The sequence below is a fragment of the Streptomyces sp. NPDC058985 genome, from assembly GCF_042740985.1.
In the GTDB taxonomy this organism is placed as follows: domain Bacteria; phylum Actinomycetota; class Actinomycetes; order Streptomycetales; family Streptomycetaceae; genus Streptomyces.
The window spans coordinates 22667-36827 of sequence record NZ_JBHYJX010000041.1 but is presented as its reverse complement, the minus strand read 5'-3'; the positions used below and the strand labels follow the sequence as shown (position 1 = coordinate 36827).

Genomic DNA, 14161 nt, shown 5'->3' with positions numbered 1-14161 from the left:
CGGTCGGTCGTCCTGCTCACCTGATCTACCGGAAGGCACCAACGCCCGCGAGCGGGGATTTCATCCCGCCGCGACGATTCAGGCGCGGACCCGGAGCCGGAGGAAGCGGGTCGTCTGTACGGCGTTCTGGTTGTCGTCGCTGACGAGGAGGACGTCCAGGCGGCCCTTGCTCCGCCCGCTGACGGCCATGCCCTCGAAGCTGTCGAGGAGCGGGTTGGGCTGGGGCTGCTTGGCGGTGGCACCGAGGGAGGGGCAGTCGGCCAGACCGGCGAGGAGGGTCTTGCCGAGTGCGGTGCCGCCGCGGGGCCGGTCGGTCAGGTACAGGCGGACCGTGTTGCCGACACCGGAGGTGAAGCCGCGTTCCAGGACGAGCAGGCGGCCGGAGGGGGCCGCGGTGACCTCGGAGACTCCGAGGCCGCCGTCCGTCCGGTACGTGTACTGGGTGCCGAGCCCGAAGTCGCCGTGCCCGGTCCGCCGCCGGCTCTGGAAGCGCACGAGGTCGGCGGGGTCACCGGCGAGCGGGTACTCCATGGACGCGATCAAGGTCCGGCCGCCGGGCAGGAGGGTCAGCCCCTCGAAGCTGCCGTTCGCCTGGGCGCGGCCGGCGGGGGCGGTGCGGAGGGCGTCCGGCACGGGGAGGCGGCCGAGGATCTCGCCGGTACGGGAGTAGCGGCGAACGGACGGCTCGGTCTCGGAGGAGACGAGGTAGGTGCCATCCCTGTCGGCGACCAGTCCCTCGGTGTCGAGGGCGGCGCCGTTCTCGTCGGCGAGCGGGATCACGTCCCGTGGCTGGAGGGAGCGGGCGTCCAGCCAGAAGAGGGCGGACCGGTCGGAGAGGGCGGCGACCGTGCCCCGCCCACCGCGGGCGAGTGCGGAGAGGTTGCCGACGTAGGTTCCGTCGTGGGTGGTCTTGTCGAGGGCGTCGGAGTAGCCGGTGAGGGAGACGGCGGGCGAGCAGGCGTTCCTCTGCGGACGTTCCTCTGCGACGGCCGGGCCGGCGGCGATGAGACAGCCGGCCGCCGCGAGGCTCGTGGTGAGGGTGGCCAGGGAGGTGCGGAGCGTTCTCGGGCGCATGGCCGAAACCCTGGGCCGGAGGAATGGCCAAGAGTTGACCGCTTTCCGAAGGACAGGGTTCGGCGCGGTACCGGTGGCAAGTAATGAGCCATGCCAGACCAGAACGAGAGCGGCCACAGACTGGCCGGTCGGCTGTACGCGGCGATGCGGGTACTGAGGTTCCTCACCAAGCCCTCCGGGGTCAAACCGGTCGCCGATGAGGAACTCAAAGGCCAGGACAGTCCGAGCGAACGCATCCGGGCCCTGGAGCTGGACCTCTTCAAGGACCTGGTGGTCACCGTCCAGAAGGGCCGGCACGCGAAGGCGGCGGGCGAAGTGTTCCGCGCGATACCCGCCCTGGTGCCCAGGCAGAGCGTCGCCTTCGAGAAGAACCTCGGCCTGCACGGACTGGCCGAATTCAACGCCGGTTATCGCGCTCAGCTCGCCGACTTCAAGGAGGCCTTTCCCGAACTGGTCGAGTGACGGCTCGCCTTCAGTGCAACCGCATGCCCCGGCTCTCCGCGACGCGGTGGACCTCGGTGAGTGCCTCGCGCATGCGGTGCAGCATGAAGCGGAGCTGTTCGGGCGTCGCCCGACCGTCCGCGAGCAGGGCGGCGGCGTGGTCCAACAGATCCTCCGCCATGTCGAGGTGGGTGGTCTCGACGACGTCGGCGATCCGGGACAGCGGACCGTCGCCGTCGGGCAGCAGGTAGCAGGGTTTGCCCTCGGAGCCGGTCCAGGGCAGCAGCCGGGCCGGGCGCGCGCCGTGCCTCCTCCTGCCGTTCGTGGGCGAGCAGGTAGGGGCGTACCAGCACGTTGTCCTCTCCGCGCAGGGCCGGCATGCCGGCGCGGCGGACGGTCACGGCCGGGATGTACGGGGATTCGGCGGGTTCCGTCGCGGGAGGACGTCGGCGGCGGCGCCCTGAGCCGGGTAGACAGGAGGGCGAGCAGTGAAAGCAGGGGCAGCCCGGCGAGGCGGGCGATACGACGACGCATGTCGTCGGCTCCGTGGAGATCGGTGACCATGCCCCCGGACCGGTGCGACAGTCGCGGAGGTCTCACTTGACCGCCGAGGAATGTGACAGGCGCCTTGTCACACGCCTCGAACGGGCGAGGCTCCTTGACGTCCCGGTCACGCCCGTCTTCTGGGCGTTGCTGGACGAGGCGCTGCTGCCCTCCGGGGCTGAGCCGCATTGCAGGGCGCCTGCTATCACGCGTTGAGCGACGCTCTGTCGCTCCGCGAAACGGTTGCCTTGCTCAAGTCGACAGCGAAGGATTACGAAGACGATGCCTGAGCCCTTCAATCCGAACGCGGCCGAGCTTGTGGGCTGATGGGATACCGGTGCGGGATTCGAAGATTCCCACCGGGCCGGCGCTGTTCCTCTCGACTTCCGGCTGGACGTCGTTCATCACGTCCCTCAAGCAAGACCCCCCTCCCTCCAAAGTGTGAACACTCCACCCCCGACTGTCCTCCAGTCGCTCATCCGAGTGCCCAGATGACATTCACCCCTCAACTGCTCACGCCTTTCCCGACCATGGGGCCATGAGCCCCGCCTCTTGGCCGTACCGCAACCCCCTCGGCACCGTGAACGTGATCAGCGCGGTGCGCACCCTCATGCGCACTGACGGCCTGAACGTGTCCATGACCGCCATCGCCCGCGCCTCTGGGTCCTCGCGCAACTACCTCTACGAGAACTGGAAGACCGCCTCCAGGCTTCACCTGCGCGCGCTTCAGTCGGAACTCGCCCGAGCCTTCGACGAGGCGGACCGTACTCACCCGAGCGACGGCACCGTTGACGGAATCGTGCGGCACCTGACACAGGTCGTACGCATCGTCCGGCGCCATCCGACGACGGCGGCCATTGCCCGAACCTCGCACACGGCGCTGCCCCGGGCGCATGCCGCGACCGACGGCCCCCTGGTGCAGGTGGTCACCGGACACGTCAGCGATCTGCTGCACCCCTTGGCCCCGCACGGCGGCGTGTGGAGCGATGCCGCCCTGTTCTCCATGCCTTGGAAGGTCCTGTGGATCGCCCGTCCCGCCGCCCTCTGTCCCGAGGCCGTCGGTGACCAGGAGTGGGAGGACACCTTGGACGGGGCCTTCGCCGAGTTGCTGCGCGATCTGCTCGCTCCTTGGGCCCCGGCGGACTGAGCACGGCCCGGGATTCACAGCTCGCCCCAAGCGGAAGCACGGCCCCCGCTCGCGCCGACCCCCGCACCGTTCATCCTCAAGGACTGACCCAGCCACATTCGCCACGACGGGCCCCCGACCGCCACGGTCGGGGGCCCGTCGTCACGCAATCGCCACGCTCCATACACCCGACCTACAACATGTCCATGTCACTCTCGGTTTCACCGTTCCACTACTCGCGTAGATCGGACACCCCCCATGCTCGCGATACGCATACGGCGCCGGAAAACCGCGGTCCTCGCCACAGCCGCCGCACTCGCCGGCCTCGCCGCCCCCTCCCTGGCCGCCACCCCGGCCACCGCCACGGCAACGGCAACGGCAACGGCAACCGACTACGACTCGACGTACTACGAGGACGCGATCGGCAAGACCGGTACAAGCCTCAAGTCGTCCCTCCACACGATCATCAGCGACCAGACCAAGCTCTCGTACTCGGCGGTCTGGGACGCGCTGAAGAACACCGACCAGGACCCGGCCGACAGCGGCAACGTGATCCTCCTCTACTCGGGCATCTCCCGCAGCAAGTCCCTGAACGGCGGCGACACCGGCGACTGGAACCGCGAGCACGTGTGGGCCAAGTCCCACGGCGACTTCGGCACCGCGACCGGGCCGGGCACGGACATCCACCACCTGCGCCCCGAGGACGTCCGGGTCAACGGCGTCCGGGGCAACAAGGACTTCGACGACGGCGGCAGCGCCTTCACCGACAGCGGCGGCAGCCTCACCGACTCCGACTCCTTCGAGCCCCGCGACGCGGTCAAGGGCGACGTGGCCCGCATGATCTTCTACATGGCGGTCCGCTACGAGGGCGGCGAGGGCTTCGCCGACCTGGAGGTCAACGGCAGCGTCGGCAACGGCAGCAACCCGTACATCGGCAAGCTCCCGGTGCTGAAGGCGTGGAACGACGAGGATCCGCCCGACGCCTTCGAGGAGCGCCGCAACCAGGTCATCTACGACACCTACCAGCACAACCGCAACCCGTTCGTCGACCACCCGGAGTGGGTCGAGGCGATCTGGTAGGCGTTCCTCAGCCTCAGTCGAGGTGCGTCGGCGCGAACATCCGCAGGACGGCCGGGAGGACGACCACGGACGGTCCCGGTGCGGCCAGGGCCTTCGCCAGGTCGGCCTCCAGCGTCTCCGGTGACGTGCGCGTGCCCGGTACGCCGAAGGACTCCGCGAGGGCCACGTAGTCCGGGCGGGTCAGTTCCGTCGCCGTCGGCTGGCCGAAGGCGTCGGTCATGTACTCGCGCAGGATGCCGTAGCCGCCGTCGTCGACGATCAGCCAGGTGACGTTCAGGTCGTACTGGCGGGCGGTGGCCAGCTCCGCGATGGAGTACAGGGCGCCGCCGTCGCCGGAGACCGCCAGCACCGGGCGGGTGGGGTCGGCGGCGGCGGCGCCGAGGGCCGCCGGGAAGCCGTAGCCGAGGCCGCCCGCGCCCTGGCCCGAGTGCATGGTGTTGGGGGCCTTGGCGTCGAAGGCCGACCACGCCCAGTAGGCCAGGATGGTCATGTCCCAGAAGGACGGGGCGCCGGGCGGGAGGGCTCCCCGGACGGCGGCCAGGACGTCCTGTTCCAGGGTGAGTTCCTGGGACGCGATGCGGTCGCGGACCTTGTCCAGTACCTCCCGTACGCGTGCGGGGGCGGCGGGGTCCGTGCGCTCCTCCACCGTCTCCAGCAGGGCCTGGAGGGCGAGGCGGGCGTCGGCGTGGATGCCGAGGGCCGGGTGGTTGGACTCGAGTTTGCCGAGGTCGGCCTCGATCTGGACGACCCGGCCGCGCGGCTTGAACGTGTGGTAGTTCGAAGAGAGTTCGCCGAGGCCCGAGCCGACCACCAGGAGGACGTCGGCGTCCTCCAGGAAGTCCGTCGTGTGGCGGTCCTCCAGCCAGGACTGCAGGGACAGGGGGTGCGTCCACGGGAACGCGCCCTTGCCGCCGAAGGTCGTGACGACGGGGGCCGCGAGCCGCTCCGCGAGCTGCCTCAGCTTGCCCGAGGCGTCCGCGCGCACGACGCCGCCGCCCGCGATGATCGCGGGGCGTTCCGCGCGGGACAGCAGGTCGGCCGCCACCGCCGTCAGTTCGGGGCGCGGGGGCAGTTCCTCGGGGAAGGTGTCGCCGCCGGTCACCACCGGGATCGGGGTCTCGGACAGGAGGACGTCCTGCGGGATCTCCACCCACACCGGTCCGTGCGGGACGGTCAGCGCGGACGTCCACGCCTCCGCGATCGCGGACGGGATCTGGGACTGGGTGCGGACCGTGTGGACGGACTTCACCACGCCCCGGAACGAGGCCGCCTGGTCCGGGAGTTCGTGGAGGTAGCCGTGGCGGCCGCCGCCGAGCCCCGCCGTGGGGATCTGGCTGCTGATCGCGAGGACGGGGGCGGAGGCCGCGCGTGCCTCCTGGAGCGCGGCGAGGGAGGTGAGGGCTCCCGGGCCGGTGGACAGGAGCAGCGGGGCCGCCTCGCCGGTGATCCGGCCGTACGCGTCGGCCGCGAAACCGGCGTTGTTCTCCACCCGCAGGCCGATGTAGCGCAGGTCGGAGCGGCGCAGCGCGTCGAACATGCCGAGGGCGTGCTGGCCGGGCAGGCCGAAGACGGTGGTCGCGCCGAGCCCGGCCAGGGTCTCCACGACGAGGTCTCCGCCGTTGCGGCCGGGGGGAGGGTTCAGCGCGGCCTCCGTCTGGGCGGCTGTCGGACGGAGTACCAGGTCGTGGTCGTGGGTCACTTGCTCTCGGCCTCCTGGTCCGTCGCGCGGGCCTGCGCAATCTGGCGGGACATGATCGTGGTGAGTTCGTACGCGGTGTGGGAGGCCGCGACGGAGGTGATCTCGGCGTGGTCGTAGGCGGGGGCCACCTCGACGACGTCGGCCGAGACCAGGTTGCAGGATGCCAGCCCGCGCAGGATCTCCAGCAGTTCGCGGGAGGTCATGCCGCCGGCCTCGGGGGTGCCGGTGCCGGGCGCGTGGGCGGGGTCCAGGCAGTCGATGTCGATGGAGATGTAGAGGGGACGGTCGCCGATGCGCTGGCGGAGCTGGTCGGCGACCTCGTCGGCGCCGCGCCGGTAGACGTCGGCGGAGGTGACGATGCCGAAGCCCATCTTCTCGTCGTCGGTGAGGTCCTGCTTGCCGTACAGCGGGCCGCGGGTGCCCACGTGGGAGAGCGCGGACGTGTCGAGGACGCCCTCCTCCACCGCGCGCCGGAACGGGGTGCCGTGCGTGTACTCGGCGCCGAAGTAGGTGTCCCAGGTGTCCAGGTGGGCGTCGAAGTGGAGCAGGGCGACCGGGCCGTGCTTCTTCGCCACCGAGCGCAGCAGCGGCAGGGCGATGGTGTGGTCGCCGCCCAGCGTCATCAGGCGGGCGCCGGTGCCGAGGAGGTCGTCTGCGGCGGCCTCCACGGTCTCGACGGCCTCGTTGATGTTGAAGGGGTTGACCGCTATGTCGCCGCCGTCGGCGACCTGGGCGAGGGCGAAGGGGGAGGCGTCCTGCGCCGGGTTGTACGGGCGCAGCAGGCGGGAGGCCTCGCGGATGGCGTTGCCGCCGAACCGCGCGCCGGGCCGGTACGAGACGCCCGAGTCGAACGGCACGCCGACCACGGCGACGTCGGCGCTGCCGACCTCGTCCAGGCGGGGCAGCCGGGCGAAGGTCGCGGGTCCGGCGTAGCGCGGGATCCGGGAGGAGTCGACGGGGCCGCGGGGCGTCTCGTTGCTGCTCATGTACTGCCTTCCTTCTTACGCTTCGTCGCGTATGTACTACTGCCGTCCGACTCTACTGGTGTGCCGGGACCGGCGGTTCAGACGGGGATTCGGGGGACCGTCCGGCGAGACGTTCGCGCCACGCGGCCAGGATCGCCTCGTCGGTGGGGCGGGTGGCCAGGGAGACGGCGACGTACACGACGAGGGAGGCCAGCAGGCCGTAGTAGATCGGCTCGTTGGCGAGGACGCCGTAGCCGGCCATCAGGCCGACGACGGTGAGGCCGCCGACCGCCACGGCGGCGAGGGCGCCCTGCGCGGTGCCGCGCTTCCACAGCAGTCCGCCGAGGATGGGGACGAGGAGGCCGCCGACGAGCAGGTTGTAGGCGACGGTGAGGGCCTCGACGACGTTGTTGAGGGCGATCGAGATGACGACGACCAGGGCGCCCATCGCGAGGATGAAGGCGCGGTTGCCCTTGACCTCGTCGTGTTCGCCGTCCGTCTTGCGCAGGGCGCCGCGCAGCCGGGACCAGATGTCGTTGTTGGCGACGGTGGCGCAGGCGATGAGGGCGCCGGAGGAGGTGGACATCACCGCGGCCAGGGCGGCGGCCAGTACCAGTCCGCGCACGCCCATGGGGAGTTCGTCCTTGACGATGGTGGCGAAGGCGTCGTCGGGGCTGGCGAGGTTCGGGTAGAGCACCTTGGCCGCGGTGCCGATGACGGCGCCGGCGACGGCGTAGACGAGGCAGTAGGTGCCGGCGATGGTGCCGCCCCACTTCGCGGTGCGGTCGCTGCCGGCGGTGAAGACGCGCTGCCAGATGTCCTGGCCGATGAGCATGCCGAAGGTGTAGATCAGGACGTAGGTGAAGATCGTCTCGCCGCCGATGCCCAGCGGGTCGAAGTACTCGGTCGGCAGCTGGTCCTTCATCTCGCTGAAGCCGCCGGCCTTGACCACCGCGATGGGCAGCAGCAGGAGCAGTACGCCGATGGTCTTCACGACGAACTGCACCATGTCGGTGAGCGTGATGGACCACATGCCGCCGAGCGTGGAGTAGGCGACGACGATGGAGCCGCCGAGGATGATCGCGAGGGTGCGGTTCACGTCGAAGAGGACGTCGAAGATCGTGGCGTAGGCGATGGTCGAGGTGACCGCGAGCATCAGGGTGTACGCCCACATGACGACGCCGGAGATGACGCCGGCCTTGCCGCCGTAGCGCAGGTCGAGCATCTCGGAGACGGTGTAGACCTTCAGCCGGGAGATGCGGGCGGAGAAGAACACGGACAGGGCGAGCAGGCCGAGGCCGATGGTGACGACCATCCAGGCGCCGGAGAAGCCGTACTGGTAGCCGAGGCCGACGCCGCCGATGGTGGAGGCGCCGCCGAGGACGATCGCCGCCAGGGTCCCGGAGTACATCGCGGGGCCGAGCCGGCGCCCCGCGACGAGGAACTCGCTCTTGGACTTGGCGCGGCGCATGCCCCACCAGCCCATGGCGAGCATGCCGGCGAGATAGACGACGATCACGATGTAGTCGACGGCCATGGGGGCCTCCTTCGCGCACTGTCGGTGGCGGGTCGTGCTGGGGGTGGTCCGGTGGCTGGTCGCGGGGACATCCGCCCGTACCCGCGGTCGCCGGTCTGGATTCCGGTCCGGGTTGACACTAGGTGGCTGGAAAGCGACTGCGAAGTGTACGTTTCATCTATTCGGGATCGCCGGAATGGAGGAAACGTCCATCATGCAGGAGCCGGCCGGCCCGCCCACGCCTCCCACTCCCCCGGTGTCACTGGCGGCACTGCTGTCGCGGGACGACCTGGGGCTGCGCCAGATCGCCGGGCCCACGGCGGCGGACGTGCGGGTCCACTGGGCGCACACCTCGGAGATGTCGGACCCCTATCCGTACCTGCTGGGCGGCGAGCTGCTGCTCACGGCGGGGGTGCACGTCCCGGAGGCGGAGGGCTCGGAGGGCTCGGAGGGCTACTTCGACGGCTACGTGTCGCGGATCGTCGCGGCGGGCGGCGCGGCGCTCGGCTTCGGCGTGGCGCCGGTGCACGACACGGTGCCGCGGGCACTGGTCGCGGCCTGCGACGCGCACGGGCTGCCACTGGTGGAGGTGCCGCCGCGGACGACGTTCTCGGGCGTGGCCCGCGCGGTGTGGCAGCTGATGGCGCGGGCACGGCTGGCGGAGCTGCGGCGGGTCTCCGAGGCCCAGCAGGGTCTGGCCGCGGCGGCCTCCCGTCCGGACCCGGTGCCGTCGGTCCTGCGCCGGCTGGCGGGGCGGCTCGACGGGCGGGCGGTGCTGTACGGGCCGGAGGGCACGGAGATCGCGGCGGCGGGGCGGGAGCCCGGGGGCGAGGTGCGGCGGGCGCTGGCAGGGCTGTCCCGGTTCGTCACCGGCCACACCTCCACCACCGCCACGGACACGGTGGCCGGCACGCATCTCGCCGCGTACGCGCTCGGCACCGGGCAGGGTTTCGTCCTCGGGGTCGCCGCACCGCACCGGGAGTCCGGGGACCACACCATCGCGTCGGTCGCCGCCGTCCTGCTCTCGCTGCTCACCGGCGAGCACCAGAGCGGCACGGGCGCGGCCCGCTCCTCGGCACTGGTACGGCTGCTGCTGGGCGCCCGCCCCGAGGAGGCCGCGCCGCTCCTCGGTGGCGGCGGCGTCACCCACTGGCACGTCGTCCACGCCCGCCCCGTCTCCGGCACCGCCGACCCGGTCGCCGCCTCGGCCCTGGGCGCGGCCCTGGGCTCACCCCTCGTCGATCCCGCGGGAGACGTGGTGCGGGTCCTGGTACCGGCCACCGGGCCCGCCGGCCCGGGGACGGTCCCCACCGCGTCGCTGCCCGGCACCGGGCAGCCGGCCCGGGAGCCGGCGGCCGACCGCCCCGCCCCCGAGAGAGACCCCGGAACGGCCCCCACCGCGCCCACGCCCGCCCCCGGCCGCCCGACCCGGAAACCGGCGACCCGCCACCACGCCCCCGAAGGGAACCCCGAAACAGCCCCCACCACCCCCGCACCCGTCCGCCCCGCCCCCGAGACGGGGCGGCACACCGCTCCCCGCACCGCCGCACCGGCGACGAGGGCGAACGCGCCCGCCTCCCCACCCGGCCGCCCGGGCGCGGTGGGCGGGGAGGGGCCCGGCTCGCAGAGCCGTCCCGACGGCGGGGGGACCGGCGGCGACGGGCCCGAAGCGCAGCCGGAGTGGGTGCTGGGGGTGAGTGCCGCCGTCGCCCCCGCCGAATGGCCGGCCGCCGACGCGCAGGCGGCCCGTGCGCTGGCCCGGGCGCGGGCCACGCGGGTGCCGCTGGTCCGGCACGGTGCGCGGCCCGCACTGGCCGACCTGGTGCCGGACGGCGACGCCGAGGCGCACGCGCGTGCGCTGCTCGCGCCGGTCGCGGACGTCCCGGCGCTCACCGAGACGCTGCGCACCTGGCTCTCCCTGCACGGCAGCTGGGACCGCACCGCCGTCGCCCTGTCCGTGCACCGCAACACCGTCCGGCAGCGCGTCGCCCGCTGCGCGGCCCTGCTGGACACCGACCTCGACGACCCGGACGTACGGATGGAACTCTGGTTCGCGCTGCGGAGGTGACCCGCGTCCCAGCACGCGACATGCCCGGGACGCCGACTGACGGCTGCCTCACAATGGGAGCCATGCCGATACCCGGGACACCCAGCCGCGCCGAACTCGCCGAGCACCTCGTCAGAACCCGTATCGCGGGCGACGTCGCCACGCCCCGCGAGAACAACCTCTCCCACTACCGGAAGCTGGCGAACGGCGACCGCAACTTCTGGCTCGGTCTGGAGCTGGGCGACCGCTGGACCGACGAGCAGGACGTGCTCGCGGTGATGGCGGAGCGGGTCGGTGTCAACGACGACCCGGAATACCGGTACGGCCAGGACACCATCGACCCCGAGCTGACCGTGGCCGCGCTGGAGCGGATGGCGGGGCGGCTGCGCAAGGCCGCCGACGGCGAGCAGCGGGTGCTGTTCGCCACCGGCCACCCGGGCGGGCTGCTCGACGTGCACCGCGCCACGGCGGACGCGCTGCGCACCGCCGGCTGCGAGATCGTCGTGATCCCGGAGGGGCTGACGACGGAGGAGGGATACGTCCAGCAGTTCGCGGACGTGGCCGTGCTGGAGCACGGTGCCTCGCTGTGGCACACCCACTCCGGCGAGCCGATGAAGGCGATCCTCACCGGCCTGGAGCGCGCCGGCCGCCCGCTGCCCGACCTGGTCGTCGCCGACCACGGCTGGGCCGGCTGTGCCGCCCAGCACGGCGTCGACGCCGTCGGCTACGCGGACTGCAACGACCCGGCCCTCTTCCTCGCCGAGTCCGAGGGCACCCTCCAGGTCGCGGTGCCGCTGGACGACCACGTGGTCAGCCCGCGCTACTACGACCCGATGACGGCCTACCTGCTGACGGAGGCGGGGCTGAAGTAGCCCGGCCCACTGGCCCTCAGATTTCCCGGGGGACGCGCACCACGCCTTCCTGGATGACCGAGATGGCGAGCCGCCCGTCCTGGGTGTGGATCCGGGCCTGCCCCAGTCCCCGGCCGCCGGACGCGGACGGGGACTGCTGGTCGTACAGCAGCCACTCGTCGGCGCGGAACGGGCGGTGGAACCACATGGCGTGGTCCAGGGAGGCACCGACGACGTCCCCGACGGCCCAGCCGCCGCGCCCGTGCGCGAGCAGCACCGAGTCGAGGAGCGTCATGTCGGAGACGTAGGTGGCGAGGACGACGTGCAGGAGGGGGTCGTCCGCGAGCTTGCCGTTGGTGCGGAACCACACCTGGGAGTGCGGGTCGCGCGGGGTGCCGAAGTCGCCGAACGGCGGGTCGTCGACGTAGCGCAGGTCGACGGCGGCGCGGGCCTCCAGGAACCGTTCGACGGTGTCGGCGGGCAGGTGCGGGTAGCTCCGCAGCCGCTCCTCGCCGGTGGGCAGCGTCGCCGGGTCCGGGGCGGACGGCATGGGGGCCTGGTGGTCCAGGCCCTCCTCGTACGTCTGGAAGGACGCCGACAGGCCGAAGATCGGCTTGCCGTGCTGGACGGCGACCACCCGGCGGGTGGTGAAGGAGCGGCCGTCGCGCAGCCGGTCGACGTTGTAGACGATGGGGGCGTCCGGATCGCCGGGGCGCAGGAAGTACGCGTGCAGGGAGTGCGCGTGCCGGTCCTCGGGGACCGTGCGTCCGGCGGCGACCAGCGCCTGGGCGGCCACCTGCCCGCCGAAGACCCGGGGGACGACGGCGGAGCGGGAGTGGCCGCGGTAGATGTCCTCCTCGATCCGCTCGAGGTCGAGCAGGTCGAGGAGGGACTGGAGTGCTTCGCTCATGTCCTGTGCTTCTGTGGTCTGCAGACCGGTCTACAGGCCCATGTTCTTCGCGATGATCGACTTCATGATCTCGCTGGTGCCGCCGTAGATGCGGTTGACGCGGTTGTCCGCGTACAGGCGGGCGATCGGGTACTCGTTCATGTAGCCGTAGCCGCCGTGCAGCTGGAGGCAGCGGTCGATGACGCGGTGGGCGACCTCAGTGGTGAACAGCTTGGCGCTGGCGGCCTCGGCGGGGGTCAGCTCGCCGGCGTCCAGCGCCTCGGTGGCGCGGTCGGCGACGGCCTGGGCGGCGTCGACCTCGGCCTGGCAGGCGGCCAGCTCGAACTTGGTGTTCTGGAAGTGGGCGACCGGCTTGCCGAAGACGGTGCGGTCCTGCACGTACTGCTTGGCGAACCGGACGGCGGCGGCTGCCTGGGCGTAGGCGCCGAAGGCGATGCCCCAGCGCTCGGAGGCCAGGTTGTGGCCGAGGTAGGAGAAGCCCTTGTTCTCCTCGCCGAGCAGGTCCTCGACGGGCACCTTGACGTCGACGAAGGCCAGCTCGGCGGTGTCGGAGGTCTTCAGGCCCAGCTTGTCCAGCTTGCGGCCGACCGAGTAGCCCTCGGACTTGGTGTCCACGGCGAACAGGGAGATGCCGAAGCGGCGGTCCTCGGCCGTGGGAGGGGCGGTGCGGGCGCAGACGATCACCTTGTCGGCGTGCACGCCGCCGGTGATGAAGGTCTTGGCGCCGTTGAGGACGTAGTGGGTGCCGTCCTCGCTGAGCCGGGCTGTGGACTTCATGCCCGCGAGGTCGGAACCGGTGCCCGGCTCCGTCATCGCGATGGCCCACATCTCCTCGCCGCTGACGAACTTCGGCAGGAAGCGCTTCTTCTGCTCGTCGGTGGCCAGCATCTTGATGTACGGCAGGGCGAGCAGCACGTGCACGCCGGAGCCGCCGAAGGTGACGCCCGCGCGGGCGGTCTCCTCGTAGTGGACGGCCTCGAACTTGTGGCTGTCCATGCCCGCGCCGCCGTACTCCTCGGGCACGTTGATACCGAAGATGCCCAGCTCGCCGAGCTTGTAGTAGAACTCGCGCGGCGCCTGGCCCGCGGCGAACCACTCGTCGTAGACGGGGACGACCTCGGCCTCGATGAAGGCGCGCAGGGTCTCCCGGAACGCCTCGTGGTCCTCGTTGAACACCGTACGGCGCACCGCGCCACCTCCAGGGTACGTATCTAAGCGCTTGCTCAGACTTCACCGTACCGGCGGGTAGGGAGGGGCGTCCAGAGTGGGCCGTGGGTAACCCTCGTCACTCCCCCGCGGCACCCACCGCCGCGAACGCCCCCCGGGCCATCCGGTGCAGCAGTTCCGACGTCACCGTGCGGCCGGGGAGGGCGCCGGGGCGGCCCAGGTGGGGGGTGGAGTTCAGGAGGCCGAAGACCGAGTGGACGGCCGAGCGGGCGCTCGGTTCCGTGACCGCCGGATAGACCTCCCGGACCACCCCGACCCACAGCTCGACGTACTGCCGCTGGAGCTGCCGCACCATCTTGCGGTCGGCGTCCCGGAGGCGGTCCAGCTCGCGGTCGTGCAGGGTGATGAGCGGGCGGTCGTCGAGCGCGAAGTCGATGTGCCCCTCGATGAGCGAGTCGAGGACCGCCTCCGCACGGCCCGACCCGGAGCCGGTCACCCCCTCGGCCTCCGCCAGCCGCCGCTTCGCCCCCGTCAGCAGCTGTCCGCTGATCCCGACCAGCAGCTCCGCGAGCATCGCGTCCTTGCCGGCGAAGTGCCGGTACAGACCGGGGCCGCTGATGCCGACCGCCGCCCCTATCTCGTCGACGCCGACACCGTGGAAACCGCGCTCGGCGAAGAGCCGGGCGGCCTCCTTGAGGATCTGCTCGCGGCGGGTGGGGGCGTCGGTTCTGGTGGCCATGGG

The 14161-nt window shown here is 71.8% G+C and carries 14 protein-coding genes and 1 pseudogene; 7 read left to right on the top strand and 8 right to left on the bottom strand.

The window, feature by feature from the left end:
• Positions 1 to 78: 78 nt before the first annotated feature.
• Positions 79 to 1074 carry an esterase-like activity of phytase family protein gene (locus ACFW01_RS29245; protein WP_384508485.1) on the bottom strand — a complete coding sequence of 332 codons (996 nt, stop codon included), beginning with the start codon at positions 1072 to 1074 and terminating at the stop codon, positions 79 to 81.
• A 90-nt stretch (positions 1075 to 1164) separates the two neighbouring features.
• Here ACFW01_RS29245 and ACFW01_RS29240 point away from each other — a divergent pair, with 90 nt between their 5' ends.
• The gene (locus ACFW01_RS29240) at positions 1165 to 1536 is read left to right on the top strand and encodes a hypothetical protein (protein WP_384508483.1); all 372 of its coding nucleotides are present in this window, start codon (positions 1165 to 1167) and stop codon (positions 1534 to 1536) included.
• A gap of 10 nt (positions 1537 to 1546) precedes the next feature.
• On the opposite strand, the gene ACFW01_RS29235 is transcribed toward ACFW01_RS29240, so the two are convergent.
• Entirely contained in the window at positions 1547 to 1696 is a 150-nt protein-coding gene (locus ACFW01_RS29235; RefSeq protein ID WP_384508480.1) for a hypothetical protein, read from the bottom strand.
• A gap of 428 nt (positions 1697 to 2124) precedes the next feature.
• Here ACFW01_RS29235 and ACFW01_RS29230 point away from each other — a divergent pair.
• The 4 genes and pseudogenes from ACFW01_RS29230 to ACFW01_RS29215 form a co-directional block, all read left to right on the top strand.
• Positions 2125 to 2348 (top strand): annotated as a pseudogene (locus ACFW01_RS29230) (transcriptional regulator); the annotation flags it as partial.
• 26 nt (positions 2349 to 2374) lie between these two features.
• Positions 2375 to 2503 carry a DUF397 domain-containing protein gene (locus ACFW01_RS29225; RefSeq protein ID WP_384508477.1) on the top strand — a complete coding sequence of 43 codons (129 nt, stop codon included), beginning with the start codon at positions 2375 to 2377 and terminating at the stop codon, positions 2501 to 2503.
• 93 nt (positions 2504 to 2596) lie between these two features.
• A complete protein-coding gene (locus tag ACFW01_RS29220) occupies positions 2597 to 3205 on the top strand; it encodes a TetR/AcrR family transcriptional regulator (protein WP_384508474.1) in 609 nt (202 codons plus the stop codon).
• Between the two features lie 237 nt (positions 3206 to 3442).
• Positions 3443 to 4264 carry an endonuclease I family protein gene (locus ACFW01_RS29215; RefSeq protein WP_384508471.1) on the top strand — a complete coding sequence of 274 codons (822 nt, stop codon included), beginning with the start codon at positions 3443 to 3445 and terminating at the stop codon, positions 4262 to 4264.
• 13 nt (positions 4265 to 4277) lie between these two features.
• On the opposite strand, the gene ACFW01_RS29210 is transcribed toward ACFW01_RS29215, so the two are convergent.
• Genes ACFW01_RS29210 through ACFW01_RS29200 form a run of 3 tightly spaced genes read right to left on the bottom strand, consistent with a single transcriptional unit; the run spans position 4278 to position 8465 of the window.
• Positions 4278 to 5963, bottom strand: a complete 1686-nt coding sequence (locus ACFW01_RS29210) for a thiamine pyrophosphate-binding protein (RefSeq protein ID WP_234961334.1) — start codon at positions 5961 to 5963, stop codon at positions 4278 to 4280.
• A complete protein-coding gene (gene speB, locus ACFW01_RS29205) occupies positions 5960 to 6949 on the bottom strand; it encodes an agmatinase (protein ID WP_234961335.1) in 990 nt (329 codons plus the stop codon). Before speB ends, ACFW01_RS29210 begins: the two co-directional genes overlap by 4 nt.
• Before the next feature lie 52 nt (positions 6950 to 7001).
• Positions 7002 to 8465 carry a sodium:solute symporter gene (locus ACFW01_RS29200; RefSeq protein WP_234961336.1) on the bottom strand — a complete coding sequence of 488 codons (1464 nt, stop codon included), beginning with the start codon at positions 8463 to 8465 and terminating at the stop codon, positions 7002 to 7004.
• Between the two features lie 193 nt (positions 8466 to 8658).
• Between ACFW01_RS29200 and ACFW01_RS29195 the strand changes: the two genes are divergently transcribed.
• A complete protein-coding gene (locus tag ACFW01_RS29195) occupies positions 8659 to 10512 on the top strand; it encodes a PucR family transcriptional regulator ligand-binding domain-containing protein (protein ID WP_234961337.1) in 1854 nt (617 codons plus the stop codon).
• A gap of 62 nt (positions 10513 to 10574) precedes the next feature.
• Complete coding sequence (locus ACFW01_RS29190; protein ID WP_384508466.1) at positions 10575 to 11363, top strand: phosphatase; 789 nt, start codon at positions 10575 to 10577, stop codon at positions 11361 to 11363.
• Between the two features lie 16 nt (positions 11364 to 11379).
• On the opposite strand, the gene ACFW01_RS29185 is transcribed toward ACFW01_RS29190, so the two are convergent.
• From ACFW01_RS29185 to ACFW01_RS29175, 3 genes are all read right to left on the bottom strand, one after another.
• Complete coding sequence (locus ACFW01_RS29185) at positions 11380 to 12252, bottom strand: acyl-CoA thioesterase (protein WP_384508463.1); 873 nt, start codon at positions 12250 to 12252, stop codon at positions 11380 to 11382.
• A gap of 30 nt (positions 12253 to 12282) precedes the next feature.
• A complete protein-coding gene (locus ACFW01_RS29180; protein WP_234961340.1) occupies positions 12283 to 13440 on the bottom strand; it encodes an acyl-CoA dehydrogenase family protein in 1158 nt (385 codons plus the stop codon).
• A 97-nt stretch (positions 13441 to 13537) separates the two neighbouring features.
• Positions 13538 to 14158 carry a TetR/AcrR family transcriptional regulator gene (locus tag ACFW01_RS29175; protein WP_234961341.1) on the bottom strand — a complete coding sequence of 207 codons (621 nt, stop codon included), beginning with the start codon at positions 14156 to 14158 and terminating at the stop codon, positions 13538 to 13540.
• Positions 14159 to 14161 lie beyond the last annotated feature (3 nt).

Excerpts from the sequence above, each read along its gene's own strand:
- ACFW01_RS29185 (WP_384508463.1), bottom strand. The coding sequence starts at position 12,252 with ATGAGCGAAGCACTCCAGTCCCTCCTCGACCTGCTCGACCTCGAGCGG.
- speB (WP_234961335.1), bottom strand. The coding sequence starts at position 6,949 with ATGAGCAGCAACGAGACGCCCCGCGGCCCCGTCGACTCCTCCCGGATC.
- ACFW01_RS29200 (WP_234961336.1), bottom strand. The coding sequence starts at position 8,465 with ATGGCCGTCGACTACATCGTGATCGTCGTCTATCTCGCCGGCATGCTC.
- ACFW01_RS29235 (WP_384508480.1), bottom strand. The coding sequence starts at position 1,696 with ATGGCGGAGGATCTGTTGGACCACGCCGCCGCCCTGCTCGCGGACGGT.
- ACFW01_RS29215 (WP_384508471.1), top strand. The coding sequence starts at position 3,443 with ATGCTCGCGATACGCATACGGCGCCGGAAAACCGCGGTCCTCGCCACA.
- ACFW01_RS29220 (WP_384508474.1), top strand. The coding sequence starts at position 2,597 with ATGAGCCCCGCCTCTTGGCCGTACCGCAACCCCCTCGGCACCGTGAAC.
- ACFW01_RS29175 (WP_234961341.1), bottom strand. The coding sequence starts at position 14,158 with ATGGCCACCAGAACCGACGCCCCCACCCGCCGCGAGCAGATCCTCAAG.
- ACFW01_RS29195 (WP_234961337.1), top strand. The coding sequence starts at position 8,659 with ATGCAGGAGCCGGCCGGCCCGCCCACGCCTCCCACTCCCCCGGTGTCA.
- ACFW01_RS29240 (WP_384508483.1), top strand. The coding sequence starts at position 1,165 with ATGCCAGACCAGAACGAGAGCGGCCACAGACTGGCCGGTCGGCTGTAC.
- ACFW01_RS29190 (WP_384508466.1), top strand. The coding sequence starts at position 10,575 with ATGCCGATACCCGGGACACCCAGCCGCGCCGAACTCGCCGAGCACCTC.
- ACFW01_RS29245 (WP_384508485.1), bottom strand. The coding sequence starts at position 1,074 with ATGCGCCCGAGAACGCTCCGCACCTCCCTGGCCACCCTCACCACGAGC.